This is a genomic window from Bacillus sp. JJ1609, assembly GCF_036967045.1.
Lineage (GTDB): Bacteria > Bacillota > Bacilli > Bacillales > Cytobacillaceae > Mesobacillus.
Window position 1 is genome coordinate 65761 of sequence record NZ_JBALSS010000012.1, and the last position, 26516, is coordinate 92276.

Sequence of the window (26516 nt, forward strand, 5' to 3'; positions counted from 1 at the left end):
CTGTTCGAATAGGCTTGCATTCTTTTACTTTTTGTCTAAATTTCTTGATTGTTAAGGATATTTTCGATATATAATAGAAAAGACAAAATTAAAAGGATGATTTGTTCATGGAAATTACAGGACATACTGTGGAATTGCTTGAAGATCCATTCGGTCTTCTTCAAGGACACAGATATGAGTTTTTTTTAGATATCATCGTAGACGAGGAAGATGAACTATATACAGAGAAAGGTATACTGTTAAAAGTAATTTTTCTCGTGGATGGTGGCGAAGGCCGAATTCTTCAAAATTATTTCATTGAAGAGGAAACAGAAAAAGTACTTGATTTTGACCTGGAAGATGAAGAGATTGAAGCAGTGAAAGCATATTGCATGCAAAACCTCGATGCTGAAGTAGATAACGAATCAAATTAAAAAAGAGCAGTAAATGCTCTTTTTTAATTTGCTATTATACCTGTACTGTTTTTCCCTCTTCGACAATATGAAAAAGGAGGTGTGCCAAATGGTGTACAGGCCCGTATTCCTCTTCGCTCAATTCCTCATTGAACTCCAAGTCATTCAGGTACAGAGCTGAAAATTCATAGAAGTCCTTCAATTCGAAGCCATAACAGTTGGATGGCTCTTCACTTTCTTCCTCATACTGAAGCACCAGGTAAGATTCTTTCCCCGCTTTATCTTCTGCATCAAAGAATACAAAAAAACCGATATTTGTATCCAAATCAAATAAATGGCGCGTTCCACCTTCTGTAGCTGTTTCATATTCTTCACCACTTAACTTCTGGACAACCATTGTTTCTACTTGATCTTCTGCGTGAAATTTTACGTTAAATGTTTTCATGATTACTGCAACTCCTCTTATCTGCTTTGAGTATCTGGCAAAAATATGTACTGCCTCTAAAAATTACAGACTGAATTGCCAAACGGCCGTTTTAGACGAAAACATCTGTACTGCAAGATGAATTCTTACAATTCTTTAACTCTTGTCATCAAAGTAAATATGCTCTGCCTCTATTTTCCCTCCGATTGTCAGGATACCATACGAAAAATCCTTCTGTCTTCTTTTATCCGTCGGAGAACCTGGGTTGAACAGCAGGATACCGTTTGATTCCTTTCGTACAGGAATATGTGAATGTCCATAGACAATACAATCTACTTCATCCATCATAAAAGCGTCCACTGCCCTTCTTTCTGTTGTTTTGCCAGTGCCGTGTCCATGAACAATCCCGATTTTAAAATCACCAGCAATGAGAATTTCTTTTTTATTCAATAGAGTTCCTAATTCAGGGCTATCCACGTTCCCTGTTACACCGATTACTTGCGCATATTGTTTAAGCTCATGAAAAAATTCCACGGTCTGCCAATCACCGGCATGGATGATGTAATCTGCGGTTTCCAAATCCTTCATCATTATGCGCGGAAGATTCTTTGCTTTTTTTGGCATATGAGTGTCAGACAATACCACGATTTTCATTGCTGCCTGTTCACTCCATTTCTTACCCATTTGTTGTTATGTTACCCTGCATGGATGTGATTAACCATTCTCAGATCTTTTATATTCAGTCACATCAAAGTAATCATTTGTCTTTTTGTAACCATTAACTTCAATGTCAAGGTCATGGAAGTAACGATGAAGCTTCAGCAATGCCTTTTTATCTCGTTCTCCGCCTTCAATCGTTTTTGCATATTTTGATATCGCCTCAAAATCCGCTTGCAAATCGCCATTATCTGTTTGAATACTCTTTAAAATGGAATTGATTTCAGCTGCGGTCTCCCTTTGGGCCTCCCATTTCACCGAATCAATTCCACCCCAGCCAAGTGACTGGTTGTATTTTTGGTGGAACTTTGAAATAAAAATCCCTACACTCTTAAAATCCTTTTTTACTGAATCTTGTTGGAAAACTGCAATGTCCTCATTCGCATCATTACTGGCAGCCACTGCTTTGCGGATTTCCCTGACATCCTCATTATTTTTTGTTTCCCAGCTGGAATAGCCTACATATAATCCAAAAGCCAAAAGGAATAACGCTGCTGGTAAAATCAGTTTCCATTTACTCTTCTTTTCCATGCCGATGCCTGCCCCCCTGTTAAGTAATTACTTTCATTCAAGGAAAACAAAATTACCTAGTTCTTATATAATTTGACAGTTGGATGGAAATACCTTTTTCATTTTTTCATTTTACTTCCATGCTGATTTCTTCTAAAATTCTTGGAAACACCAAACCAGGTACATGCACTGCACCTGGTTTATTTTTCATACCCCTTTATTTTCTTCAATATAATATCTTATTAATTCCTCAAGCAATTGATCGAGCGGGCTAAATACATATCCAAGTCGGCTTGCCATCGAAGTATCGATCGACCAGGATCCTGGCAATGAATATGGAGATGGATTTTCTGCGGCAATGGCGGTTTCAATCATTGCTTCTTTTTCTGCAAGCTGAGCAATTTTATCAATAAGCTCACGCAGGCTTATGTCACCTGCAGATCCAGGATTGATTGATCCATTATAATCGGAAGCACCTATTTTCATTAAAAATTCAGCGGCTTCATCTGCATGAATGAAACTATATCGTAAATCAGGATTCTGAATTCCGATTGCCTGGCCTGATAGAATTTTATCGACATGGAATTTTAAACGTTCTGAATAATCATCATCTGATACTACGATAGGAAACCTGACTGAAACAACATCAAAATAACCAAGCTGATGGAACACAGCTTCCGAGGAGCGCTTAGCTTCCTTGTAGCCTTCGTATCCTGGGTATTCCCTGCGTGTTCTATAGTTTATTTCATATGTATTGGCATCAAAGTTCTCTTCTTTATGCAGCGTTCCAAATTCATACACAGCTTGGGTTGATGTAAAAATATAGCGCTTCGTTTTCCCCTTAAGCACTTCGGCCGTATCCCTGGCCTCAATGGGCGAAAAGCATGATTGGTCGTATACAACATCCCATTCTTTGTTTAGGAATGCAGCTGCCATTGTATCCTTTTTTTCGCGATCTATTACAAGTCGTTCAACTTGATTGCCAAAGGGATCATCCTTTGTCCCTCTCGTAGCTATTGTTACTTGGTCGCCCTCTTCAATCAGTTTTTGAACGAGCTTTTTGCCAAAATACTGAGTGCCACCTAATACAAGAACTTTTCTCATTTGATATTCCCCCTTTATCTCTGTATTTTATTCTGCACCCGAAACAATTTTTCCTTTTTATTCGCATAAAAACCGGCCAAGCTTTATGCTGGCCGGCGGTTGAATTATTTAAGCTTGCTTTTTTTCCTTTGCTTTTGGTTTTGCGGCGGCTTTTTTTTTCTTTACTGGCTCTTTTTTCTCTGGCTTTGTCCGGTCAATTGATGCCTGGAGTGCAGCCATGAGGTCAGTTACATTGGAAACAGGTTCTTTTTCAGTTGGTGTTACTAGTTCTTTTCCGGTGCGTTTTGCTTCTATTAGCTCAAGCAAGGCAGTGCGGTAATCATCATGATATTTATCGGGGTCAAACTCTGTTGTGAGCTGGTCAATCAGCATGATTGCCGTTTGGAGTTCCTTCTCCGTGACCTTATTCTCTTCAGGAACATTTGGCACGTCTACGGTCTTTCTCACCTCGTCCGGAAAATGAATTGTTTCCATCACGAGCGTGTTATCATACACCCTGATTACCGCCAGTTGTTCTTTGGCACGAATCATGATTTTTGCGATTCCGACTTTTTGCGATTCTTCAAGCGCCTTTCTTAATAGGGAATAGGCCTTTCCTCCACTTTCGCTAGGCGACATGAAGTAGCTCCTTTGATAGTAGATTGGATCAATCTCAGACATTTTTACAAAATCGATGATTTCGACTGCTTTTTCTTCATTTTCTTTTTTTAATGCTTCCAAATCTTCATCATCAAGGACGACAAATTTGCCTTTTGTATATTCATAAGCTTTCACGATATCTTCATTTTTCACTTCCTTGTCACAAACAGGGCAGACCTTCTCATATTTTATTGGAGAGTTGCACTCCTTATGAAGCGTCCTCAGTTTAACATCTTTATCTTCAGTTGCCGCATGGAGCTTAATGGGGATATTGACAAGGCCAAAGCTGATGCTTCCTTTCCAGATTGTATGCATATACGTCTCCATCCTTATCGTTTTATTACTAATTTGCTTTAGAATCGGTTAATCATTCGTTAAAACTTTTCCCAGCGGACTAGTTTGTGGATAAACAGGAACAATATAAATATGACTGGTGAAAGGATGGAAATGATGCCGAAACCAATGCTCCCTACACTGGCATTTGATATCCCCAGAGGGGATGAGTGGCGTTATGAAATAAAATTTGATGGGTTCAGGGCTGTTTTATCATGGGATAATGAGATTGCGCTGACTAGCCGGAATGGAAAGCCGCTCCTCCCAATTTTCCCTGAAATTAAGGAATTCTTACTTTCCCTTGAGGAAGGGTTCAAACCGTATCTCCCTCTAGAATTGGACGCTGAGTTGGTATATCTGGAGAATGAATATAAAGCAAATTTTGGTGTCATTCAAGTTAGAGGAAGAATGAGGTCAGAGGAACGTATTGGTCTTATTGCCAAAAAGAATCCTTGCAGATTGATGGTATTTGATCTCCTTACACTTAAAGGCACAAGCCTAATAAATGAATCATATAAAGAACGGCGAACCATGCTCGAAACTTTATTCAAAGACTTACTGCTTCCAAGGGCACCTGATACTGTAAGCCAACATTTAATTCAATTAATCCCAAGCGAGACTGACCTTGATAGCTTATGGGAAAAAATAGTGTTATTTGATGGTGAAGGGATTGTTGCTAAGCGAACGAATAGCAAATGGGTGGAAGGAAAACGGACTGAAGCCTGGATCAAAGCGAAAAATTGGAAATATGTATCGTGCTTTGTCACAGCTTATGAAAAATCAAATGGATATTTTTATATTTCTGTCTACAAGGATAATGAAATATTTTCAATCGGCCTTGTCATTTTCGGCTTTAAGCCTGAAGAGAAAACTGCGCTTCAACAAATTATCAAACAAAATAAAAGTGATGAAGACAGTCAATATATTTATGTTAAACCGGGGATTTGCCTTGACGTGAAGTATTTGGAAATCTATGAAGACCAGCTTCGCGAGCCGCATTTCCACCAATTCCGATTCGATCTTTCCCCTGATACCTGTACATATGAGAAATTTATTTTTCAGCAAAAGAACCTGCCACCTGATATTGAAATCACCCATCCTGACAAACCGTTATGGGAGGAACCTTCTGTCCGGAAAGTAGATTATATTCATTATCTTAGGGAAATTTCTTCCTATATGCTTCCTTTTTTAAAGGGCAGGTTGTTAACCGTCATTCGTTATCCGCATGGCATGTTCGGCGAAGCCTTTTACCAAAAAAATGTACCTGATTATGCTCCTGCTTTTGTGGAAACAGCAATGTCAGAGGGAATCGAATATATCGTGTGCAACAACATGAAGACTCTGCTTTGGCTCGGAAACCAGATTGCTATTGAATTTCATATTCCCTTTCAAACGATCTCGAGCAAAGGGCCTGATGAAATCGTCTTTGATCTCGACCCTCCATCAAGGGAGTATTTTCATTTAGCAATAAGAGCAGCTTTATATATTAAAGAAGTCTTAGATGAATTAAAGCTCATCAGTTTTATTAAAACATCTGGAAATAAAGGGCTTCAGGTGTACGTTCCGCTTCCTGCCAACACTTTTAGCTATGACGATACCAGGTTATTTACTTCTTTTATCGCGCAATATCTAGTTTCAAAGGATCCGGATTCATTTACGATTGAACGCTTGAAAAAGAACAGAGGCAACAGGCTGTATGTAGACTATGTCCAGCATGCTGAGGGCAAAACAATCGTCAGCCCCTATTCAGCAAGGGGCAAATCTCATGCCGGTGTGGCGACTCCTCTATTCTGGGATGAGGTCACCGAAGAATTAAGAATTGAACATTTCCATTTAGGGACAATCATAAAAAGAGTCCAGAAGCAAGGCTGCCCATTCCGCGACTATTTCACTGTAAAAGATGAACAAAATTTTGAACCCGTCCTTCAGATATTAAAGGCGAAAAAATAAGATACAGGTGCATGGAAGGTCGAAAAACCTCCTGGAAGTTGAAATAACGGGTCCTGTTTTCGAGTACAAAAACTAAATTAGCACACCGATTAGCAGTCCAATTATCAACTGAATTGGACTGCTTCTTTTTATTGATATCGGGATTTTTATGCAAAATAAAGATTAATTAGTGTACCTATTCTCACCCCTTTTGAAGGGATACAGAAGGTATTGACAATATGCGAATTAACAACCTATCAATAGTAAAGATATTAACTATTTCCCAACTTCCCACAGTAAGCCCAACATTTATGGACGTTCCTACCAAAAGCGCATTTAAAGGTGAAGTTCATAGGTCTGATTGTATGTGAAAGAAATACCAAGGGTTAATATTATAATTCCTTATACATAAAAAACATATTTCACTTTACTCGATCTCTTTATCATTTTTTGTTGCAAATGCAACAAAGTTGGTTTAAATTTAACGTATGCCATTTTTATTGCATTTGCAACAAAAATATGCACTAAGGAGTTAATTATGAAGGAAGTTCTTCGAGAAATTGGAATGATAGCACGGGCGTTAGATTCTATAAGTAATATAGAATTTAAAGAATATGAACTAACAAAAGGGCAGTATTTGTATCTTGTGCGAATATGTGAAAACCCAGGAATCATTCAAGAAAAGTTAGCTGAGATGATAAAAGTAGATAGAACAACAGCAGCTCGTGCTATAAAAAAACTTCAAGTTAATGGCTTTATTGAAAAGAAAGAAGATAAACATAACAAAAAAATTAAAAAACTCTTTCCAACAGTGAAAGGGAAAAATGTTTATCCTTTTATTAAAAGAGAAAATGATTATTCCAATATCATTGCATTAGAGGGATTTTCCGAAAGAGAAGTAGAAACCATTTTCAATCTTGTTCAAAGAGTAAGAAAAAATATAGAAAAAGACTGGGAATTTGTAAAAAAGGGAAACAAGAGAAATTATTGATTATATAAAGGAGCGACATATTTAAATGACTATAAATATAAAAAAGTGTACCCTTGAAGATTCACGCAAACTTCAAGAAATTAGTTATGAAACATTTAGTGAGACATTTGAGGATCAGAATTCACCCGAAAATATGAATGCCTATTTGGAAAGGGCATTTAACTTAAAACAATTAGAAAAAGAATTATCCAATATTTCTTCGCAATTCTTTTTTGTATATTTTAATAATGACGTCGCTGGATATTTAAAGGTCAATACCAATGATGCTCAGTCTGCAGAAATGGGTGATGAATCACTTGAAATTGAGAGGATTTATATAAAGAACAAATTTCAAAAATATGGACTTGGTAAATTTCTGCTAAATAAAGCTGTGAAATTTGGGGTGGAACGTAATAAAAAGAAAATCTGGCTAGGCGTATGGGAAAAAAATGAAAATGCTATAGCTTTTTATACGAAAATGGGGTTTGTTCAAACTGGAGCCCACTCTTTTTATATGGGTGATGAAGAACAACTGGACATTATAATGACCAAAACACTCATATAACTAAACTGAGCTGTCACATTTGCGCAGCTTCTTTTTTTTCGTATTATTCCAAACTGATATCGATCAAGTCAATAAAAATCCTGGGGGCAAATTGCCACCCAGGAATCAGACTCGTAATTTTAAAACTGGTTCAAATATTTTTTCGCATGTTCCTGCAGCAAACTGTATTGTGCATCTTCATTGAAATCTTCCTGCTCCAATACCTCCGCTACAATACCTTCCTCATTAAAATCGATTTCTAGCTGCGCTGAGTACAAAAAGGTTGCGTTACCGATCAAATCGATCGTGTAGACACCATTATTATTGTGGACAGAACATTGAACCATCCCGCCATTGTTATAAACATTAATTGGCTGCTCAAATTCATTTTCATTTAAAAGGCAAGTAACTAGAGTTGAGGCAGACATGGCTGTTCCGCAGGCATTTGTGAAGCCTACTCCACGTTCGAAAGTATTGACGTATATACTCCCTTTTTCAAGCAGTCTGATAAAGCTTACATTTACTCCATCTGGAAATAATTCATTCGGATTGTTTACCTTTTGGCTTATTTCTTCCTGCAAATCAGACTCTAATTGCTCTTTGCTGACAATAGCTGTCAGGTGCGGATTTGGCACAGCTAGAGCTGTAAATGTCAACTCTTCTGATAACTGCGATATTTTTTCCTGAATAAGTGTTTCTTGATCGAGTTTGAGCGGCAAATCCTCCAATTTAAAAGACACTGGAGATATCTCCACCTGATAGGTTGGGATATCGATAAAAATTTCCTCATGCTTTTTCACTTTAAGATTGGCTTTCAATGTTTCTATTATTGCTTCATCTTTACCGAGCTTTTCACAAACATATCTTCCGGCACAGCGAAGACCGTTCCCACACATTGAGGCCTCGGTACCATCTGAATTAAAAATGCGGTATTGAGCGTCTGCTACGTTGCTGTTACGAATAAACAAAATGCCATCGGCACCGAGTGAAGTATTTCTGTCACAAAGCGCCAAAGCCAAATCCCGTCTTTTAAAATCGTCCAGTTTATAGTTTCCTTCGGTCTCGTCTATAAGTAAAAAATCATTATTAGAACCATGGCATTTTATCAAATCGATTAACATATTCCTGCCCCCAAATTCCATCTTTATATTACAAGATGCCACAAATGATGGATTTGTTCAATAAGGAACTCTATTTTTAAAGACAAATAAAAAGACCAGCATACGCTGCTGGTCCTGTAACATGATATTTTTTAAGAAACCATATTCCTGCACGCCTCTGCACATTTGAAGCATGTATCCGCACACCTTTGACAATGTTCATGGTCATGCTGCTTGCATTCATTTCCGCATGTCTCACAAATTTCTGAGCACAATCCACAAATCTGTTTGACGAAATGGCTGTTTGTCTGCATCGCTGTTACAGCCAAGCCACAAATTTCAGCACACTCTCTGTCTAATCTGATACACTCAGCCATCATTTTCACATTCTCTTCTTTCAAGCAAGAATCAAAACATACATTACAAGCTTCAATTCACTCTATGCATGCCTGAATACAATCTTGATATTGCTGATTCAACATAAAAACATTACCTCCTTGAGTATCCTACTTATTTGTTAACCTAAATACTCGGAGATAAACGGCTATATCAAAAATGGATAAATATTCTAATGATTATAGTATTCGTAATAATGCGCCACTGCCGCAAATACAGCAAGCCGTTCGGAAGTCGATAAACTATAATCAAACGTCAAAACCGGGGTATTGGCATCAATAAAAAATTGTGACCACTCCAGCGGCATCCACCCTTTTTGAAGCTTAAAAGCCTCTCTGCCATTCGCATTCATGAAAAATAAATCGGAACTCAACCCTTTTGACCCCTCTAGTTTTAATTTTTTTCCACCCTCTACTATAGCAGTACCTGATTTCTTTTGTGGATAAAAGAAACCATCGATCTCACCTTTATCGTTAACCAGCTTTGTTTTTTTAGGATCACTTAGCAGCCGTCCAATCAGCTGCCCATGCGCATCATAAATCCCAAGCTGTTTCGCCATCCTTTTATCGATAAAATAAGGTATTATCCAGCGCCATAGCTTTATTTCAATCTCTTTCAATTCACCTGCCAGCATGCCATCAGGTGTAAAAAATAAAAGCCTTATTGCAGGGGCAGGCGCAAAGGCGATCATTAAGTGATTTTGCGATAAAAGATTCTTTTCGTCGTAAAGACTTATCGATTCCTTGCTTTCTTCTGATCTGTTTCGATATAAAAGATAGCTATTATATTGAAAAAAACATACAGACAAAAACGGAACTGCAACAACCAGAAACGGGATATCCCAGGAAAGCAGGAGGCTGACAGTAAAAATAATGGAGAGCATTCCTGCGGAAACAATAGAACCGTTTAATCTGATATTAGCTGCCTGCTGATAATATTGCTGGATATTCATATCTATTATCTCCTTGAAGAAAATCTGTTTCGTCATATAAAGTCTATTAAACAAGGAGCAAATTCATTCTATTTTTTCGACAGAATGAAAAGACGGACAGGATGTTCCTGTCCGTCTCCTAACTATTATTTCAAGTTCAACGCATTAACTGCATTAATCAATCCATGGCCAGCCTTTTCGTCGTAGCCAGGCTGGAATACATCCTCAGCAGATTGTTGGATAATCGCTTTTACCTGTGCCGGTGAAATATTATCCTTTCCGTGTTTCGCGATGATTACCCCAGCTAGAGCAGCAGTTTTCGGGGCAACCATTGATGTTCCGCCCTTTCCACCATATCCGTGTCCAATCACTTCTTTTGTTTTGGGATCTAGTAATGGAACTGTACTCCATGCAAGATAGCTATTATCTCTGCCTGCACCAGTAGCTGGGTCGTAGTTAGGTCCTAAATCTCCACCAGGAGCCATTACATCAATTTTACCAACACCGTAGTTAGAGTAAAATGCTAGATTTTTCAATGCTCCTCCGGCGGAGACTCTGATCATTGTCTGGCTGCTTGGGCTTCTATGTGTTGCACCCTTATCCTCACCGGACAGTTTTCCGGGGCTGCTCAAGTCCAGCGCATTGTTTCCAGCTGAACCAACAACAGTAACTCCCTTTTGAATTGCATACTGGATCGCGCGGTTGAACAAATGTACATCTGCCACGATATCTTTTGTCGCATAATCTGGATTTTGGAACCAGTCATATCCGCCAAGTGACATATTTACAACATCGACATTATCATCTGCTGCCGTCATTAAAGCATCAGCGATATGTGCGGTTTCCGCTCCGCCTGTTGGACCAAATACACGATATGAAGCAACCTTCAAATCAGGACCCACTCCGAGGGCTTTACCTTTCGCAGCAATCGAGCCTGCAACATGTGTTCCATGGCTATTCTGATCGATTGGATCATTAAACCCGGGAACAAACGACTTCCCGCCTGCGTAGTTATCTTTTAAATCTGGATGGTTATAATCAATTCCTGTATCTATGACACCAACAACGATGTCATCTCCAGATAGCGGTTTTCCAGTACCTCCAGGTAGATTCCATGACGCTCCGTCATTTGTTACTTGTTTAATGTCCCACATATATTGGTTGTAAAAATCAGCACCTTCTGTAAGTTCTTCTGCTGCAACAGTCTCTGCTTCAATTGTTTGTTCAGGGTAAACAATATTCTCTGCACCAGCCTCTAAAACTAGCGAGGACTTCTTGACTTCATTCAAGAAGTTAGCATTTTTAGAAGTTACCTCCACAGCACCAAGCTTGTCCAATTTATCTTCTATTAGTCCGCCAGCCTTTTTGATTGCATCTGCATATCCGTCAGGAAGACCCTGTTGATCCTTAAATATGACTAGATATTTATTTCCAGAAGTTTCTGCTTCACCTTTGGTAATTCCGGCATTAAAAATGGTAGCAGCACCTAAAAGTACAGCTAGCGTACCTGCATAAAGTTTTTTTCTCTTCGACATAATAACCCTCCTTTTTTCTTAATTTTCATTATATTTAAAATTTTAATTTTCTCAATATAGTTTTATCGACACTTCAACTGCTGATATAGCAACAAATTTAGGTATATTTTATTATTAAATTTGAAATATTCTCCCTGGCGATAAACTAGCAATAAGGTGAAAGAATCATTTATCGATTCAAAAAAATAAATATTTCGACAATTCATGATTTAAAAACAGTTCTTACATCCTATCAAAATATTAAAAAACCTGATCCAAAAAGGACCAGGTGCAGAGAAAGAAATTTAACCCGCAAGTTCCTTGCTTTTAAAAACAGTAACTGCAGAAGCTAGCAACAAAATGATCAACAAGAACGTAATCCCAGTGGCAAGCCAGATTTCATCTGGCCAGGCATCCAAGACAAGTACTTCAGAAGCGTACTGCAGCAGCTGTGTTGGACTCCACTGCATCAAATGTGAAAAGGTACTTCCAATCAGATTGATTATGATAATAATAGCAAGGGAAACGGCTCCCGCAGCTCCAGGTTGAATAAAAATCGAACTAAAGAAGATAACGATCGTCACAACGAACGCAATCCAGAGACCATATAAACTAAAAGCTGACATAAAATCACCAAATGGAATGAAATCATATAAAACTCCTGTATAATACCAGCTAGCCAATAAACCTAAAAACAAGGAGAGCAACATTATTAAAAGGGCACTGGCCCATTTAGAAGAAATGTAGGAGATATGCGAAACTGGTTTAACGAGAATCAATTGAGCTACTCCGCTTTTCCTTTCGCCAGCAACCATTCCCATGGTAGATAACGCAATGATTAAAATACCGAATGTCTGATATTCTCCCAAACTCATGGTAAATACTTCATTGGCAGAGGGTTTAGGAATTTCAATGACTGCTCCCTCTGGTAAACCTCCTACAGAATCCAGTATTTGAGGCATATAAAATGTCGTCAACGGGTCGATGACTCCAAGCAAAATAAAGGATACCGAGATCCAGATCCATTTATAATTTCTTGCCATCTCCAGTAATTCTTTATTTATAAGGGTAAACCACTGATTCATTTTCCCACCACCTTCATAAAAACATCCTCCAGACTGATCGAACTGATTTCATATTTATACAACGGCCAATCATTTTGCACTGCCATGTTCAGGACCAGCCCTTTTACTGCATTGAGATCATTCACAAAAATACTCGCTTTATTACCTTCTATTTGTATGGAGATTACTTCAGGATGATCAGTTAAAGTACTTAAGTGAACCTCTGGGCTTACTTGGAATACAAGGTCAATTTTTGACTGCTGGTATTTCTCTCTAAATTCGTCCATCGTCCCGGATTCTATGATTTCACCTTTATGCAAGAATAAAATGCTCTCACACACTTCCTCTGCGTCATTAAGGATATGAGTGGAAAATAAAACGGTTGCTTCCTGTTTTAGCTTTTCCAGCAGCTCGAGTATTTCTCTTCTTCCGAAAGGATCGAGGGCAGAAACAGGTTCATCGAGCATAATTAATTTGGGTCTGTGAATAACCGCTTGTGCGATCCCCAGACGCTGCTTCATCCCGCCTGAGTACTTGCTTATTCTTCTGTTCCTCGCATCTGTAATACCTACCAGCTCAAGAAGCTCATATGAACGTTGTTTAGCTTCCCTGGTGCTTAATCCTGATAATTTACCAGTGTATTCCAAAAATTCACTCGCTGTCATCCACTCATAAAACACTGGGTGCTGCGGAAGATAGCCAATCAACTTCCTGATGTCATCTCTCTTCTTCTCACCTTCGAAACAAATCCTGCCATGCGAGGGCTTTAATAATCCTGATAGCATCTTAAGAGTGGTTGTTTTGCCAGCACCATTGGCACCAATCAACGCTACGCATTTTCCCGCTTCAAGTTCAAAGTTGAGTCCTTTTATCACCTTAGTATCTTTAAAGCTTTTCTCCAAATTCTCCACATGGATTAATGCCATTAATGATTTCTCCTTCCAAATACGAAATACAGGATTGGTCCGATGATATTGACCAGCAGTATGACGATTGCCCAAATCCATTTAGGTCCATTGGTTTTTTCTACTTTTATTAAATCAACCAGTGCAACGATTAATAAAATTGCCTGTATGACAAGAATAGGAGCGATCAAAGCCCAGTTCATCGTTTCTAATAATTCCATAATGAATTCCCTCCCCGTTTGATCCTATCCATTAGACGCACAAGGATAAAAAACGTTCACAAAAAAAATCCGGCACTTGTATGCCGGACTTCCTTGCTTTATAAAAGCCTAAAAATAAAGGGAATTCTGTACTCCTGACCTTCATAGGCCTTAATCGCTCCAACAACGGTGAATACTGCTCCAAGCACTCCTACTATCCACAGCATGAATACTCCAATCAGAAAGATAACGAGAATTCCACTCACAATTCCATAAACAGTATAAGAAATAAAAAAGTTCATATATTCTCTTCCATGGTAATCAATATAGCTGGAATCGTCCTTCTTAAGTAGCCAAATTATCAGCGGTCCCAAGAATGCAGTAAAAAAACTAATAACATAAATCCCGGCAGCCAGAAGCCGTTCATCATTTTTGGGCATATTCATTTCCCCTTCCAAATTCTTATATCTAACTTTACGGAACATAACGAAAAAAGTTTCATAAAATTCACGTTTTCATCTTAAAGAAGGTGGATTGGGCACGAGCCTATAAAATTTTTCTGCAATGGTGTCAAAAACACGCAAAACTGATAAAATGATAAAAAAACTTCATAGGATAGGATATAAAATGAACCGAATTTTACTTAAGAATGCAAATGTAATACCAATAACTACTGATCCAAAGTCTAAATGTGATGTCCTCATACAGGAAGGAAAAATCTCGAAGATTGGATATGACATTGCTATGGAAGCAGGAGATAAGGTCATTGACTGTACTCATGGTTATTTGCTTCCCGGTTTTATAGATGTCCATACCCATTTAGGGCTTTATGATGAGGGAACTGGTTGGGCAGGTAATGACGCAAACGAAACAATTGAACCGATGAGCCCTCATGTAAGGGCAATCGACGGTGTCTATCCGCTTGATCCTGCATTTGGGGATGCGATTAAATATGGAATTACCACCGCGCATGTCATGCCCGGAAGTGCAAATGTCATTGGTGGAACTACTTCAGTCATAAAAACGGCAGGTAAAAATATCAAAAATATGATCATTCAAGAGACTGCAGGATTAAAAATTGCGCTTGGAGAAAATCCAAAGAGAATCCATAGTATGGGAAACAAGGATTCAATTACTCGGATGGGAATTATGGGCATGCTCAGGGAAGCTTTCTATGAGGCAATGAAGTCAGATAACCCTGACTCTCTTAGGGTACAGCCATTATTAAAGGCTTTAAAAAGGGAAATACCTGTCAGGATTCATGCACATCGTGCAGATGACATCATGTCAGCCATCAGATTTGCACAAGAATTCAATTTGGATATACGGATTGAACACTGTACAGAAGGTCATCTCATTGCCGAAGAACTAGAAGGATTAAATTTAAAAGTATCTGTCGGTCCAACGCTTACCCGCCGATCTAAAGTGGAGCTCAAGAACAAGAGCTGGAAAACCTATCAGGAATTGACAAATCATGGAGTCGAAGTATCTGTAACGACAGACCATCCATACACCCCAATCCAATACTTGAATGTCTGTGCCTCAATCGCTGTACGTGAAGGATTATCGGAACAAAAAGCGCTTGAAGGCATTACAATTTTTCCGGCTAGGAATCTCCGTATTGAAGAGCGTGTAGGCAGTATAGAGTCTGGAAAAGACGCTGATTTAGTTTTGTGGAGCCATCATCCATTTCATTTCAGTGCCAAACCAATATGGACAATGATAGAAGGCCAATTCGTTTATCGAGAATAGTCGAAAAGCCTCAAAACACGTGTAGATTTTTGGCAAAAAAACGCAAAAAAAAATGGTGAAAAACCTATTTTCTTTTTCATTTTTTTTTAGTATGATACTCTTTGGAAACAAGATATTAAATAATTTAATAAATGATAGTGATTAGGGAAGGCAAATGGTGCGCCACCAGTATCCTGGTTCTAGTGGGTTCGATTCCCACCCCGAAATTTTTTAGCAATACAAAAAATTTCGAGGGTGGCCGTGTTGTTACATTCGCACGGGATAAGACTGCCCTGCTTTGGAGGGATACAAATGCTCAAAAGACGTGATGTTCATGATAGTCATGAACTATTTGAGCTAATGGTGCATCCGGAGGTCTTCCCTTTTGTGCGCCAAAAAGCTTATTCTTATGATGAGTTTGTTTTTATTACAAAACAGACAATTGAAGCTGAAGAAAGAGGCGAGCTGATTTCTCGCACCATATTGGACGAATGGGGAACCCCTATTGGGACAATTAATCTTTTTGATGTTCAGGAAGGTGCTGGCTTTTTAGGTACATGGCTAGGTAAGCCCTACCATGGGAAGGGTTATAACAACTTGGCGAAGGATGCATTTTTTCAGGAACTTTTTTATGAGCTTGGGTTGGAAACGATTTTCATGCGCATAAGAAAAGTAAATATCAGGTCTATTAAAGCTGCTGAAAAACTTCCATATGTAGTAAAGGCTAATGAAACTCGACAGGCAATCTACGAACAGCTTAATGCTAATGGAGATATTTATGACCTTTATGAAATTCCTAAAGACCAATATACCTTGTATTTAAAAAGAACGGTACCGCACGAAGAAGAGAATGTACAATTGCTTGAAGCTTAATAATAAATCTAGAAACCGCCCTGTCCATCAGGGCGGTTTTTAGTTCATTGGGTCCTGAAGATTCAATTCAACCCGGTCTGATAATGAAGCTTCCGATAAAAATACTTCAAGTTCGTCATCTGTTAAGGTTTCATACCTTCCGTCTTCAAAGAAAATCTGTGTCTGGTTTGGATTGATCCTATTCAAATTAAATCCTGTTCCCATCTTTATCACTCCTCGCTTAAAAACGCAGCTAGATTTCCGGGTGGCATTTAACAAAATCATAACAATTATTAGATAATTTATTGGGGTATTTTTTATTTGATACTATTTTGCCCATCATTTCTGCCATTATTCTTTTTTATTTATTCATTTATAACTTGCCTGTTGCTTCAGTCTCAATGGCATCGCTTAGCAATTCAGAAGAGTATCGCTGCCTTTTGCTCCAATCAACAGGTGCTAAAAATCAACAATGACCTTTAACACAGACTAAAAAATATATACTGAAAAGAAATAAGTTTACATAATAATATTATTATCTATTTCTTTGATAGTTCGAAATATAAGCTTCGGACTACAAACGTCTTATATAATTCAAGTTTCCGTTTTTCAATTGGATGCTTAGTGATTCCCATTTTCTTCAATTCCTTAATATACCATCCTTTTGACCCTTCATAAGCCATGTTTGAGCCCTCCTAAAATGGTTTTTCTACCCATTTATATGCAGCACAGGAACGAAGATTGACGGTCTCAATTTGGTAATGGACCTCAGAAATGGGAGAAATCAAAAAAACGCCTGAAAATGGCGTTTTTAATTGTCATATTCCCCTATAAATTTTTCCGAGTACGTCTTTGCCACCCGTTACTGGAATAACGCTGCCTGTGATAAAGCTGGAATTTTCATCTGCAAGGAAACTGATTACTCTTGAAACATCTTCTCCAGTACCTGGCCTGCCAACTGGTACTGAATCATCCTTTTCTTTTAAGGATTCAATAATTTCCCTTTCCTTCCATTCTCCAATAATATCACCTGGACACACCATATTAGCGGTAATGCCATACTCTGCCTCCTCTAGCGCGATTGTTTTCGTTAAAGATGCAAGGCCTGATTTTGCAGCAGCAAAGGCTGATCTGTATATCCATCCGGGGGCAGATTCAACACGGTCAAAACCTACGGTAATAATCCTTCCCCATTTCTGTTCACGCATATAAGGAATAAGCAGGTTTGATAGATAGAAAACCGCATTTAGATTCCCATTGATTAAGTAATCCCACTCCTTGATCTCATAATCCGCCATTTTTTTTCTTTCAGAAATATATGGACCTGCGTTATGGACGACAATATCAATGGACTTGAATACCTTAAGGGCTTCCGAAACAAGATTTTCGCAATCCTCATACAGGGTGATATCACCTTTAATACATATATTTTTTGTACGGTATCGACTAGTTAATTCAACGGCAAGATCTTCTGCTTCATTCTTGCTGCTCCGAAAATTAATGATTAAGTTAATCCCTTCGGCCGCAAGCTGCATTGCTGTACGTCTACCTATACCGGTTGCACCTCCGGTAATTAGAGCAGTTTTATTTTCCACAACCTGTACCCCTCAATTTATTAGATTCACTTATCCCTATACTAAAAAGAAGCTAGCAGATTTGCAACTTTTAGCTAATTTACAGACAGTTTAATTCATTCACCATTATTAACAGCTGGGCATGTGCTTGCATAGGATATCAATATCGAAGTTGGTCTGCTGGAAAGGCGGGATAATATGTTTCCGTGGAATTTATTACCATTTGATCAGAAATCACAGAAAAAGTTTATGGAAATGAAGCCGGATGAAATTGAAAAATATGTACAGCAAATGATGGGAAAGGTATTTCAGCCCAACATGAGCGGAGCGCTCAAGCCTGAAGAATGGATAATGGAGATGGAAAGAAACACAAAGGATCCTGTGAAATCCCCAAACCGTCTACAGGCAGAAATATTCGAAACACATGATTTCATTTTCATCAGACTGCCACTTAAAGAAGAAGCCTGGAAGACGCAAATGAAATTGTATTATACCTCAAACCAAGTCATCATAGAACATATACCAGAGGTATCTGATAAACACACATTGATTTTGCCAGCTACCGTGAAGAGAAAAGGGGCATCCGCAACACACCGGGATGGAGTTCTGGAGCTAAGATTGCCGAAAAATGTGGATTTGCAGTTTTCCGAAATAGATATTCTGTGAATATGCAGGTCAATTACGTGCATGCTAATAAAAGGATGTTTTCGCTTAAATAGTTATTTCCTATTTGGGTTTGTTCATGAAGCACACAAAAACCCCCAATATAAAGAAAAACAGCCCTAATCTAGGGCTGTTCTCCTATTTGAGTAATTATTATTTACTGATGAACATTTGAGTCCAATAGTTGCCTGATGCAACATGTCCTACACCGATATGAGTATAACCTGAGTTAAGAATGTTTGCACGGTGGCCTGCACTATTCATCCAAGCTTTTACTACTGCTTCTGGAGTTGGCTGGCCCATAGCGATGTTTTCACCAGCTGAACGATAAGTGATACCAAACTTCTTCATCATGTCAAAAGGTGAACCGTAAGTTGGACTTGTATGGCTGAAGTAGCCTTTGCTTTGCATGTCTCTAGACTTTTCTCTTGCTACTTTGCTCAATGCTGTGTCAAGGGCAAGCGGTTTCAAACCGTTTTTAGCTCTCTCTTGATTCGTTAATTCAACCACTTTTTGTTCATATGCACTTACAGCTGTATTTGTTGGTGCAGCTGCTGGCTGTTGTGCAGGTGCTTTAGCTGGCTGTTGTGCAGGTGCTGTTGATGGTGCCTTTGCTGGCTGCTGAACAGTTGTTGGTGCAGGAGCTTTAGCAGGCTGTTGAACAGTTGTTTGAGCAGGTTGCTTCCAAGTAAATTGGTAGTTGTTCAAATATTTTTGAAGAATACTATTAATTTGTTCATTACTTAAATTTCCACTTTGATAATAGTAAACTTTTGATTGAACTGTCGCTGCATCTGCTTTATTCATTACAGGATTTGCTGCTAGTAAGGCTGCAGCTGCCGCAATTGATAGGATCATTTTTTTCTTCATTCTCGAATTCCTCCCGAAAATTTAGTTTGTCTCTCTCTTGCATCCTAATGATAACACGGCTTTTTTGTAATAAACCTGGATGTTATTGGGAAAACTACTATTATCCTAATATCAATAACAGGAAAAAATTGAAAGCAGATAGAAAGCTAGATTTTTCAAGGGATTGAGAGCAATTTAATGTCTTCCACTATATTTGATGGATTTTCCAACTTATTAGTGCCTTAACCAGCTATACCAGAAATGGGTAAAAAGTCGTGATTGACAGCTTTTATAACGCCCTTGTAATATTACAATCTTTACTCTAGCATGACAAAAACTAAGTAATATTACACAAAAAAAGCGGCCTAGGCCGCTTTCAATAATGAATTTTCACAAAACAGATCTTTTTTATTCACAAGTAACAAAGAATTCGAAAAAACTTGACTAATGTCCACTACGTTCTTCCTCTTCCTTAGAATCCATTTCCATATCTGCTGAATTATTATCTTCTTCAGGTTCACTAGGATTTCCTACTATAAATTCTATTTTTGGCATATTGTGCATGCTTCTCGCGGATACATGAGAAATAATATAGTAAGTTCCCTCTTCTATGAAGGATTTTTTAAGTCTGTAGATGCCATTTTCACTATGTACTGCCAAGATTTTTTCATGATTTTCATCTTGAGATCGCCAAATTTCAAACTTTACTTCGTCTGCATCCTTCACTTCTTCGGATCCATATGTGACTTTTGCCTCGAAGGTTATTTCTTCATTTACCTCTGCTTTCTCCGGAGTAGCTGTCAGCTGCACATCAAGAAATTGAGGCTCTTCTTCCACACCTTGCTGAGAACAGGCAACTGAAATAATACCTGCAAATATAATGATCAGTATCATCCAAATTTTTTTCATTTAAGTTATATACTCCTTATTTATGTTTAATCATATATTTTGAATGTCTTGGCTGTGTTAAACTTGACTGTTGATTTTTGCTTCAACTACGAAAAACTTTAACACAGCCAATGTGTTAGAAATCGAATTAGCCCTTATTTATATAAGTACAATAGGGAAATAAATCTTTACCGTTGTTCCTTCACCCAGTTTGCTGACGATTTCCATTTTCCCCTCATGCAATTGTACTATTTTATCAGCAATGGCTAGTCCCAGGCCGGTTCCTCCGTCTGCCCTGGACCTTCCTTTGTTGACTCTGTAGAAACGGTTCGTGAGGTTTTTAATGTCCTCTTCTGGAATGCCAATCCCAGTATCTTTTATTTCCAACAGGCAGCCATACGAGTGCTTTGAAAGTCTAATGCAGATTTCGCCTTCACAATCTGTATAACGGATTGAATTGTCGATGAGGTTTTGGAAGATCTGCTCCATCCTTCCCTCATCGCCATTGATTATAATATCCGGATCCAGTTCAAGGGATAAGGCTATCTTTTTTTCGCCAAGAGCAGGACCATATTTGATAATAAAGTCCTCTATTAACTGAGCGAGAGAGAAAGGGCTTTTAACAAGTTTATATTCATCCGCATCCAGTCTGGATAAATCAAGGAGATCAGCGACTATTTTCACCATCCTGCCCGCTTCTCTGTTGATAAGCTTCAAATACTTCTGTTGTTCAACTGAGTTTGTAATCATTCCCGTTTCAAGAGCCTCGCTATATCCTTTTATATAACTAATTGGTGTCCTAAGTTCATGTGAAACATCCGCAAGAAATTCTCTCTTTTTTTCATCTTCTTTTTGTATGGATTCAGACATATGATTAAACGCTCTAGCCAGCTGGCCAATTTCATCTTTCGATTGGATGTCTACCCTTGCTGAATAATCTCCTATAGATACCCTTTCGGCCGCCTCCTTCATAGCAGCAAGAGGCCTCGTAAGCTTGTGGAGCATCTTGAACCCAAGAAAGGCAGCTATTACGATGAATGTCACTCCTCCTATTAGCCAGAGAAACGAGAAATCTACCGTCAATTCTGATATTTTGGCCAGAGGGACATATAAGTAGATAATTCCTTCAAGCCTGCTATTATCAAGAAGAGGAATTGCCACCGAAAGGATTTTTCTGCCAAACCTCTCTTCAAAGCCTGATTTAAACACAGGCTCCCCGTTCAAGAGCTGTTCACGCTCTTCCTTGCCAATCAAAGTTGAGTAATCAATAGCGTAGGGCAAACAGGCGCTGAGCTCCTTGGGATTGCTTACCAGGAAGACTTCAGATTCAGATTTCTCGTTATACCATTCAATCCTTTCTTTGAGCTCATTCGTCAATGGCCCCCCAGAATAATCACCAGCCAGCCTGTTTCCTTCCTCAATAAGGGATTTCTCAACTATATCTACATAAAGCTTTTCATAAAAGAGATATGATAATAAAAATGAGTACAACACTGTAACTAAGATAGTAGCAGTAACCGTCAGCCATAGTTTTTTAAACAGGCTATCCGAAAAAGAAGTCATGATTCCGGCACCTCAAATTTATAGCCCACACCCCAGATTGTTTGGATATAGTCCCCAGTTCCCAGCTTCATTCGAAGAGTTTTTATATGGGTATCAACCGTTCTTAAACTCCCTTGATAATCCATACCCCATACGAATTCCAACAGTTGTTCCCTGCTTAAAGCATGCCCCTGGTGCTGGACAAGAAATACAAGTAATTCGAATTCTTTCAGTGTAAGAGCAATTGCATCACCTTCAACACTAACGCTTCTGCCTTTTTTATCAATCGTTATTTTTCCAAGACTCACTCTTTCTTCATCATATTTGGCATGGGCAGTCCGTCTTAGTACTGCATTAATTCTTGCAACAAGTTCACCTGGGCTGAAGGGTTTTACGATATAGTCATCGCCGCCAAGCTGCAGCGCTCTCACTTTATCCCATTCTTCCCCTTTTGCAGATAAAAAAATGATTGGAACCTGCGAGAACGCTCTAATCTTGCTGCCAACGACATATCCGTCTTCAAAAGGCATCATGATATCCAAAATCACCAAATCAAAATTCTTTTCCCGCATGCTTTTTAAGGCCTCTGAGCCATTTGAGGAGTGAACACAGCGGAAACCCGAATTTTCAAGATACATTTGAACAAGATTGCGCATATCTTCTTCATCGTCAATTATCAGAACATGAATGGGATTCACTTTTTATCTCTCCCTTGTAACTATTTGAAACGGTCCTTTTCCAACACTAACCGTTTTTTCGATTTTTAAATTGTCCGGATTCACAATATATAAATCATTGCTGTCATAGCCAGCAATGAATAGCTTATTATCAAATAACTCAATTTCGAATGGATTTGCCCCTACTTTTATTGAAGCCTTTATTTCTCCATTCTCTCCTAATTGATATAACATGTTAGATCCATGGCTTAGCACGTATATGCTGAGCTTATTCTTAATAAAATTGACTGGCATAGCAGCCGCAGCAATTTCTTTCTTCAATTTACCGCTCTTTAGGTCATAAACGTGGATACGTTCTTCCACCGTTGTACCTTTTCCATGGCCGCCAATCCATAATTCGCCTTTTTGCTGGTTCAGTAGTCCGCCGGCTGCTGCAGCGTGAATCTCAAAGCCTGGCAGCTTTTCTTTATTCTCCAAGTCAATAATGCTCAACATTTTATGATTGAAACTCATTACGTACAGTTTTTGCTCATCCTCAGCCTCAAGTATTGTCAAAGGATCTCTTTCCGTTTTGATCTCTTTTATTTCTTTCCCTTCTAGGCTGTAAAATCGGATACTATCTCTTTCCTGATCAGCAAAAGCGATTTCCGAACCATTATGAACTAACATTCCGTTTACGATTCCTTTACCAGTTTCCCAGGACTCGATTTTCTTCCCTTTGCTTAATGAATACAAATCTACAGATTCCAGCGTATTTCCATAAAGCAGCAAAGTATCTTTATTAGGAAAGATCATGCCACCTACATATGGCCTGTCTACTTTCCAATCAGGAAGCATCATATCCTTGTCCAAATCGTAAAAAGATATTGTCATGTCTTTTATGTTGACTGTAGAAATAAAAGTCGATTTACTCGGAATAGGCTCAAAAGTATCAAACGAACAGGCTGATAAAAATATAGTGAAAGCTGCTGTGACCAGCATGAAAATTTTCTTCATATTTTACTTCCTTTCTTTCACTAGTATCTCATAAAATTATATCTGTAATTTGTGATAAATCTATGAAATCGAATCCCAGTGACCTCTAACTTTCTGCGCATAAATAAAAATGCTTGCCATTTAAAACGGCAAGCTTCAAATATGTATCATTATTTTACCAGACTAGGCTTTTTAACTGCGATTTCTTTTAATTCTTCAGTAAGTACCTCCAGCTCCCATGGACTGTCTGACTCAATAATCAATTGGCCAAACATTAACATAATCTTAAAAAAAGAATCATGGAAGCCACCTTTAAACTGAATGGTATCAACTGATACCAAGCAATTAAGATCATTTTCTTCAATCCAGCATCCTTTAACGAGAACATTAAAGATTCTGTCGAAAGATACTTCTTTTTGCACAAGTTCTAACTCCACGCGGCTAAAAGCTGACATCAGAATTCCTCCTTGCTGCTAATTGTCGAAATCTTCTTTCCTTTATTTAACCATTAGCTTATGAGGCTTGCAACAAATTTATATAAATGTGGATTTTTTAATAGAATGTCTTTAGATAGGCTCTGTTAACCATAACTGTTGATTTCCGCTCCAGGCACTAGCTTTCCGCGGGGCGTCAGATGAGCCCGCAGGAGTCTTCGCGCCTTCCACTACAATCAACAGGTTTTAAAAACAACATTGACCATTAACAAAACCTTTAGAAAAGAGCAAAAAAATAGAGACAGTCTGGCTGCCTCTATCGACTGTAATTCTTTTTATTGTGTAGGACCCTGCCAGGACATCATACCGCCCTGCATGTTAATGACATCAAAACCTTGGTAATCAAGGAACTGGGTTGCTCTTGAACTGCGGCCGCCTGAACGGCAAACGATAACGTAGGTTTTATTCTTATCAAGTTCATTCATTCTGAACTCAAGAAGACCAAGTGGAATATGTATAGCTCCCGGAATGATCCCTTCTGCTACTTCACTTACTTCGCGAACGTCTACTACTTCAAATTCATTTTTTCCTAATCCATTTTGAACTTCTACAGGTGTCATTTGACGCATTTTTACTTCCCCCTTAAGTTTTTACCAGGCGCTCATGCCGCCCTTTACATTTGTGATATTTTTAAAACCGGCTTTCTTTAACAACTTGCTGGCCTGGCTGCTGCGCATACCGCTCTGGCAAATCACTACAACATCTTTATCCTTTGATAACTCGCCAGTTCTGTTGCCTAATTGTTGAAGTGGTACGTTTTTGAAGCCTTTGATATGGTTGCCTTTGTATTCTCCAGGAGTTCTCACATCTATGAATTGTGTTCCAGCCTGCTTTGTTTTCATCATATCGCGCAGCTGATCTGTTGTGATATTATTAACTCCCTTGGTTGGTGCCAGCCTGCTCCAAAGAAACGCTGCTGCGAGAATTACAATCAAAACGTTAATTACTACATCCATTCTTACGCACCTCTTTATTTGAGTTTTTATTTTCCAAAGAATTCTTTACAAGTGTAAATCTAATACCCATACTGGTATTTTAAATTACAAAAATGAACTTCTCAAGAAAAGACATAGATTATTTTCTGCTCTTGACAAGTAGTTCTACTGCTTCATTTACTGCCTGGGAAGTTTCCCTGCCTTCATGCAAATCGTTAATTAGGCATTGCTCAAGATTTCTGCTGACAATTAAAGCAATAGCCCGGTCAACTGCTGAACGAATTGCTGAGAGCTGAGTGACTACAGATTTACATTCATCCTGCTCTTCAATCAGGCGAATACTTCCTCTTACTTGACCTTCAATCCTTTTTAAACGATTTAAAATCTCTTTATTGTACTCCATTTTGCCACCTCCTATTGTGATGGGCCTGTAATCGTATATCCTTTTACATTGAAACCATATTTTTTTAGGAGTCTTGCACCAAAATTCTTTTCGACTTCGTTGGAGGCAATGATGACAATCTGCTGGTCGGGTATTTCTTTTCTATATCTTTTTAAATATCCGCAAGGAATATTGATGGCTCCAATGAAAGGATTATTTGCTGAGTCTTGATAATCACGAAGATCAACAAAAACAGCATCCTTTTCCTTAGGATCAATAGCAGGCACATTTCTTACTGGAACATATCGGTTGAAATATAAAGTAACTAAAAAGAGACTGATGATAAAACTTGTGAGCAACTACTTTTCACCTCTTATAATATCTTGTTCATTAGTGAACTTATAACAACTATAATATACCATAAGGGGTATAAATGCAATAGAAATACACTATTATTTTATATATATTCTTTAAAATTCCGATGAAATAAAAAGGAGGAAAAATATCAGCTTCCCCCTATTACCTAGTAACATTTTTCTTTCTATATTCTTATTCTAAGCTGTTTTTAATTTCTTCTGCCTGCATTATGTGCAATTGAATAAGCAAAATTTTACTTTCATTAGATAAAGCTGATTCAACGATTCTCTTTGTTGCGAGAAAATATTTTTCCATTAACGTCCTTCTTGCTCTTGGGTGTGAGTTTTCATCTCTTAAATCTCTCGCAATTGCTTCTTTAAGAATAAAGTCTGGACTTTCCTCTGCCTCCAATCTCCGGTTATTCCATATTTCCCTGTATTCCTTCAATAATTTATCATATAGTTCTGTTTGCATAGTTTCGCCTCCTGCTTCAAATGGCGGTACAAACCCACTCTAGTATATTTACATAAATCTGCTTTACTTTGCAAAAAATAAAACTAAATTACAAAAAAGGAGAATGCATAATGAGTACCCCATACAGATGTCCTAATTGCAAAACAAACCGTACAAGATTCAATATGATTACACAAGTACCACAAGCAGTTAAATTAAACCCACAATCTGGAGAAGTTGTGGAACAATACTCTAATGACCAGCTTGAACCTTTCCATCTCCCTTATCGGGGGCCAGAATTAAAAATACAATGTGCTGCTTGTGGATTGATAGAAGATGAAAAAACCTTCGCAAAGTTTGGCGAGCATTAATCTCTTTAAATGATTCTTTTTTAAATATGAGTACGTTTTTGAAATCAATCTCCATTTCCATTATGATACAAAGTTACTATACAAGGAATGCTTTTGTGGTT

General features: G+C 38.3%; 35 protein-coding genes and 1 pseudogene. 8 read left to right on the top strand and 28 right to left on the bottom strand.

The window, feature by feature from the left end:
• Nucleotides 1-107 precede the first annotated feature (107 nt).
• Nucleotides 108-413 carry a DUF6509 family protein gene (locus V7654_RS11190; protein ID WP_335430410.1) on the top strand — a complete coding sequence of 102 codons (306 nt, stop codon included), beginning with the start codon at nucleotides 108-110 and terminating at the stop codon, nucleotides 411-413.
• A 34-nt stretch (nucleotides 414-447) separates the two neighbouring features.
• On the opposite strand, the gene V7654_RS11195 is transcribed toward V7654_RS11190, so the two are convergent.
• The 5 genes from V7654_RS11195 to V7654_RS11215 form a co-directional block, all read right to left on the bottom strand.
• Nucleotides 448-837: a hypothetical protein gene (locus V7654_RS11195; RefSeq protein ID WP_207499578.1), complete on the bottom strand. Its 390-nt coding sequence runs from the start codon at nucleotides 835-837 to the stop codon at nucleotides 448-450.
• 135 nt (nucleotides 838-972) lie between these two features.
• On the bottom strand, nucleotides 973-1500 hold the full coding sequence (locus V7654_RS11200) for a metallophosphoesterase family protein (protein ID WP_335430411.1): 528 nt from the start codon (nucleotides 1498-1500) through the stop codon (nucleotides 973-975).
• A gap of 30 nt (nucleotides 1501-1530) precedes the next feature.
• Nucleotides 1531-2064: a hypothetical protein gene (locus tag V7654_RS11205; RefSeq protein ID WP_335430412.1), complete on the bottom strand. Its 534-nt coding sequence runs from the start codon at nucleotides 2062-2064 to the stop codon at nucleotides 1531-1533.
• A 186-nt stretch (nucleotides 2065-2250) separates the two neighbouring features.
• Entirely contained in the window at nucleotides 2251-3147 is an 897-nt protein-coding gene (locus V7654_RS11210; RefSeq protein ID WP_335430413.1) for an NAD-dependent epimerase/dehydratase family protein, read from the bottom strand.
• A gap of 108 nt (nucleotides 3148-3255) precedes the next feature.
• Complete coding sequence (locus V7654_RS11215; protein WP_335430414.1) at nucleotides 3256-4101, bottom strand: Ku protein; 846 nt, start codon at nucleotides 4099-4101, stop codon at nucleotides 3256-3258.
• 135 nt (nucleotides 4102-4236) lie between these two features.
• Between V7654_RS11215 and V7654_RS11220 the strand changes: the two genes are divergently transcribed.
• Nucleotides 4237-6069 (top strand): DNA ligase D, encoded by a 1833-nt coding sequence (locus V7654_RS11220; protein WP_335430415.1) that lies wholly within the window; start codon nucleotides 4237-4239, stop codon nucleotides 6067-6069.
• A 228-nt stretch (nucleotides 6070-6297) separates the two neighbouring features.
• Here V7654_RS11220 and V7654_RS11225 read toward each other — a convergent pair.
• Nucleotides 6298-6447 (bottom strand): annotated as a pseudogene (locus tag V7654_RS11225) (YitT family protein); the annotation flags it as partial.
• A 139-nt stretch (nucleotides 6448-6586) separates the two neighbouring features.
• On the opposite strand from V7654_RS11225, the gene V7654_RS11230 reads away from it, so the two are divergent.
• Complete coding sequence (locus tag V7654_RS11230) at nucleotides 6587-7039, top strand: MarR family winged helix-turn-helix transcriptional regulator (RefSeq protein ID WP_335430416.1); 453 nt, start codon at nucleotides 6587-6589, stop codon at nucleotides 7037-7039.
• A 25-nt stretch (nucleotides 7040-7064) separates the two neighbouring features.
• Nucleotides 7065-7583 carry a GNAT family N-acetyltransferase gene (locus V7654_RS11235; protein ID WP_335430417.1) on the top strand — a complete coding sequence of 173 codons (519 nt, stop codon included), beginning with the start codon at nucleotides 7065-7067 and terminating at the stop codon, nucleotides 7581-7583.
• A gap of 119 nt (nucleotides 7584-7702) precedes the next feature.
• Here V7654_RS11235 and dapF read toward each other — a convergent pair whose 3' ends face one another.
• From dapF to V7654_RS11275, 8 genes are all read right to left on the bottom strand, one after another.
• Nucleotides 7703-8683, bottom strand: coding sequence for a diaminopimelate epimerase (gene dapF / locus V7654_RS11240; RefSeq protein ID WP_335430418.1), 981 nt, complete (start codon nucleotides 8681-8683; stop codon nucleotides 7703-7705).
• A gap of 131 nt (nucleotides 8684-8814) precedes the next feature.
• Nucleotides 8815-9096 (bottom strand): four-helix bundle copper-binding protein, encoded by a 282-nt coding sequence (locus V7654_RS11245; protein WP_335430482.1) that lies wholly within the window; start codon nucleotides 9094-9096, stop codon nucleotides 8815-8817.
• A gap of 134 nt (nucleotides 9097-9230) precedes the next feature.
• The gene (locus V7654_RS11250; RefSeq protein ID WP_335430419.1) at nucleotides 9231-10046 is read right to left on the bottom strand and encodes a hypothetical protein; all 816 of its coding nucleotides are present in this window, start codon (nucleotides 10044-10046) and stop codon (nucleotides 9231-9233) included.
• Nucleotides 10047-10135: 89 nt separating this feature from the next.
• Nucleotides 10136-11524, bottom strand: coding sequence for a S8 family peptidase (locus V7654_RS11255; protein WP_335430420.1), 1389 nt, complete (start codon nucleotides 11522-11524; stop codon nucleotides 10136-10138).
• Between the two features lie 284 nt (nucleotides 11525-11808).
• A complete protein-coding gene (locus tag V7654_RS11260) occupies nucleotides 11809-12588 on the bottom strand; it encodes an ABC transporter permease (RefSeq protein WP_335430421.1) in 780 nt (259 codons plus the stop codon).
• Nucleotides 12585-13493: an ABC transporter ATP-binding protein gene (locus V7654_RS11265; protein ID WP_335430422.1), complete on the bottom strand. Its 909-nt coding sequence runs from the start codon at nucleotides 13491-13493 to the stop codon at nucleotides 12585-12587. The genes V7654_RS11260 and V7654_RS11265 overlap by 4 nt, the downstream gene beginning before the upstream one ends.
• A complete protein-coding gene (locus V7654_RS11270; protein ID WP_335430423.1) occupies nucleotides 13493-13693 on the bottom strand; it encodes a PLD nuclease N-terminal domain-containing protein in 201 nt (66 codons plus the stop codon). The genes V7654_RS11265 and V7654_RS11270 overlap by 1 nt, the downstream gene beginning before the upstream one ends.
• A gap of 98 nt (nucleotides 13694-13791) precedes the next feature.
• On the bottom strand, nucleotides 13792-14112 hold the full coding sequence (locus V7654_RS11275) for a DUF4870 domain-containing protein (protein ID WP_335430424.1): 321 nt from the start codon (nucleotides 14110-14112) through the stop codon (nucleotides 13792-13794).
• Between the two features lie 187 nt (nucleotides 14113-14299).
• Between V7654_RS11275 and V7654_RS11280 the strand changes: the two genes are divergently transcribed.
• Together V7654_RS11280 and V7654_RS11285 are read left to right on the top strand one after the other, a co-directional pair.
• Entirely contained in the window at nucleotides 14300-15424 is a 1125-nt protein-coding gene (locus V7654_RS11280; RefSeq protein ID WP_335430425.1) for an amidohydrolase, read from the top strand.
• Nucleotides 15425-15715: 291 nt separating this feature from the next.
• Nucleotides 15716-16276 carry a GNAT family N-acetyltransferase gene (locus V7654_RS11285; RefSeq protein ID WP_335430426.1) on the top strand — a complete coding sequence of 187 codons (561 nt, stop codon included), beginning with the start codon at nucleotides 15716-15718 and terminating at the stop codon, nucleotides 16274-16276.
• A 39-nt stretch (nucleotides 16277-16315) separates the two neighbouring features.
• Here the strand turns inward: V7654_RS11285 and V7654_RS11290 are convergent, their stop codons facing one another.
• The 3 genes from V7654_RS11290 to V7654_RS11300 form a co-directional block, all read right to left on the bottom strand.
• Nucleotides 16316-16480 (bottom strand): hypothetical protein, encoded by a 165-nt coding sequence (locus V7654_RS11290; protein WP_335430427.1) that lies wholly within the window; start codon nucleotides 16478-16480, stop codon nucleotides 16316-16318.
• A 314-nt stretch (nucleotides 16481-16794) separates the two neighbouring features.
• Nucleotides 16795-16938: a DUF2639 domain-containing protein gene (locus tag V7654_RS11295; protein ID WP_335430428.1), complete on the bottom strand. Its 144-nt coding sequence runs from the start codon at nucleotides 16936-16938 to the stop codon at nucleotides 16795-16797.
• 135 nt (nucleotides 16939-17073) lie between these two features.
• Entirely contained in the window at nucleotides 17074-17850 is a 777-nt protein-coding gene (locus V7654_RS11300; protein WP_335430429.1) for an SDR family oxidoreductase, read from the bottom strand.
• A gap of 177 nt (nucleotides 17851-18027) precedes the next feature.
• Here V7654_RS11300 and V7654_RS11305 point away from each other — a divergent pair, with 177 nt between their 5' ends.
• The gene (locus V7654_RS11305) at nucleotides 18028-18495 is read left to right on the top strand and encodes an Hsp20/alpha crystallin family protein (protein ID WP_335430430.1); all 468 of its coding nucleotides are present in this window, start codon (nucleotides 18028-18030) and stop codon (nucleotides 18493-18495) included.
• 150 nt (nucleotides 18496-18645) lie between these two features.
• Here V7654_RS11305 and V7654_RS11310 read toward each other — a convergent pair whose 3' ends face one another.
• The 11 genes from V7654_RS11310 to V7654_RS11360 all read right to left on the bottom strand — a co-directional run bounded on the left by V7654_RS11310 (nucleotide 18646) and on the right by V7654_RS11360 (nucleotide 26065).
• The gene (locus V7654_RS11310; RefSeq protein WP_335430431.1) at nucleotides 18646-19362 is read right to left on the bottom strand and encodes a CAP domain-containing protein; all 717 of its coding nucleotides are present in this window, start codon (nucleotides 19360-19362) and stop codon (nucleotides 18646-18648) included.
• A gap of 423 nt (nucleotides 19363-19785) precedes the next feature.
• The gene (locus V7654_RS11315) at nucleotides 19786-20250 is read right to left on the bottom strand and encodes a FixH family protein (protein WP_335430432.1); all 465 of its coding nucleotides are present in this window, start codon (nucleotides 20248-20250) and stop codon (nucleotides 19786-19788) included.
• Nucleotides 20251-20388: 138 nt separating this feature from the next.
• On the bottom strand, nucleotides 20389-21792 hold the full coding sequence (locus tag V7654_RS11320; RefSeq protein WP_335430433.1) for a sensor histidine kinase: 1404 nt from the start codon (nucleotides 21790-21792) through the stop codon (nucleotides 20389-20391).
• Entirely contained in the window at nucleotides 21789-22469 is a 681-nt protein-coding gene (locus tag V7654_RS11325) for a response regulator transcription factor (RefSeq protein ID WP_335430434.1), read from the bottom strand. The genes V7654_RS11320 and V7654_RS11325 overlap by 4 nt, the downstream gene beginning before the upstream one ends.
• A gap of 3 nt (nucleotides 22470-22472) precedes the next feature.
• Entirely contained in the window at nucleotides 22473-23444 is a 972-nt protein-coding gene (locus V7654_RS11330; RefSeq protein WP_335430435.1) for a YncE family protein, read from the bottom strand.
• Nucleotides 23445-23593: 149 nt separating this feature from the next.
• A complete protein-coding gene (locus V7654_RS11335; protein WP_335430436.1) occupies nucleotides 23594-23878 on the bottom strand; it encodes a hypothetical protein in 285 nt (94 codons plus the stop codon).
• Between the two features lie 314 nt (nucleotides 23879-24192).
• Nucleotides 24193-24486 (bottom strand): rhodanese-like domain-containing protein, encoded by a 294-nt coding sequence (locus V7654_RS11340; protein ID WP_335430437.1) that lies wholly within the window; start codon nucleotides 24484-24486, stop codon nucleotides 24193-24195.
• Between the two features lie 21 nt (nucleotides 24487-24507).
• The gene (locus V7654_RS11345) at nucleotides 24508-24873 is read right to left on the bottom strand and encodes a rhodanese-like domain-containing protein (protein WP_335430438.1); all 366 of its coding nucleotides are present in this window, start codon (nucleotides 24871-24873) and stop codon (nucleotides 24508-24510) included.
• Nucleotides 24874-24991: 118 nt separating this feature from the next.
• Nucleotides 24992-25255: a metal-sensitive transcriptional regulator gene (locus tag V7654_RS11350; RefSeq protein ID WP_335430439.1), complete on the bottom strand. Its 264-nt coding sequence runs from the start codon at nucleotides 25253-25255 to the stop codon at nucleotides 24992-24994.
• 11 nt (nucleotides 25256-25266) lie between these two features.
• Nucleotides 25267-25593 carry a sulfurtransferase gene (locus tag V7654_RS11355; protein WP_335430440.1) on the bottom strand — a complete coding sequence of 109 codons (327 nt, stop codon included), beginning with the start codon at nucleotides 25591-25593 and terminating at the stop codon, nucleotides 25267-25269.
• A gap of 190 nt (nucleotides 25594-25783) precedes the next feature.
• Nucleotides 25784-26065 (bottom strand): hypothetical protein, encoded by a 282-nt coding sequence (locus V7654_RS11360; protein ID WP_335430441.1) that lies wholly within the window; start codon nucleotides 26063-26065, stop codon nucleotides 25784-25786.
• Nucleotides 26066-26175: 110 nt separating this feature from the next.
• Between V7654_RS11360 and V7654_RS11365 the strand changes: the two genes are divergently transcribed.
• On the top strand, nucleotides 26176-26415 hold the full coding sequence (locus V7654_RS11365; protein ID WP_335430442.1) for a DNA alkylation repair protein: 240 nt from the start codon (nucleotides 26176-26178) through the stop codon (nucleotides 26413-26415).
• Nucleotides 26416-26516 lie beyond the last annotated feature (101 nt).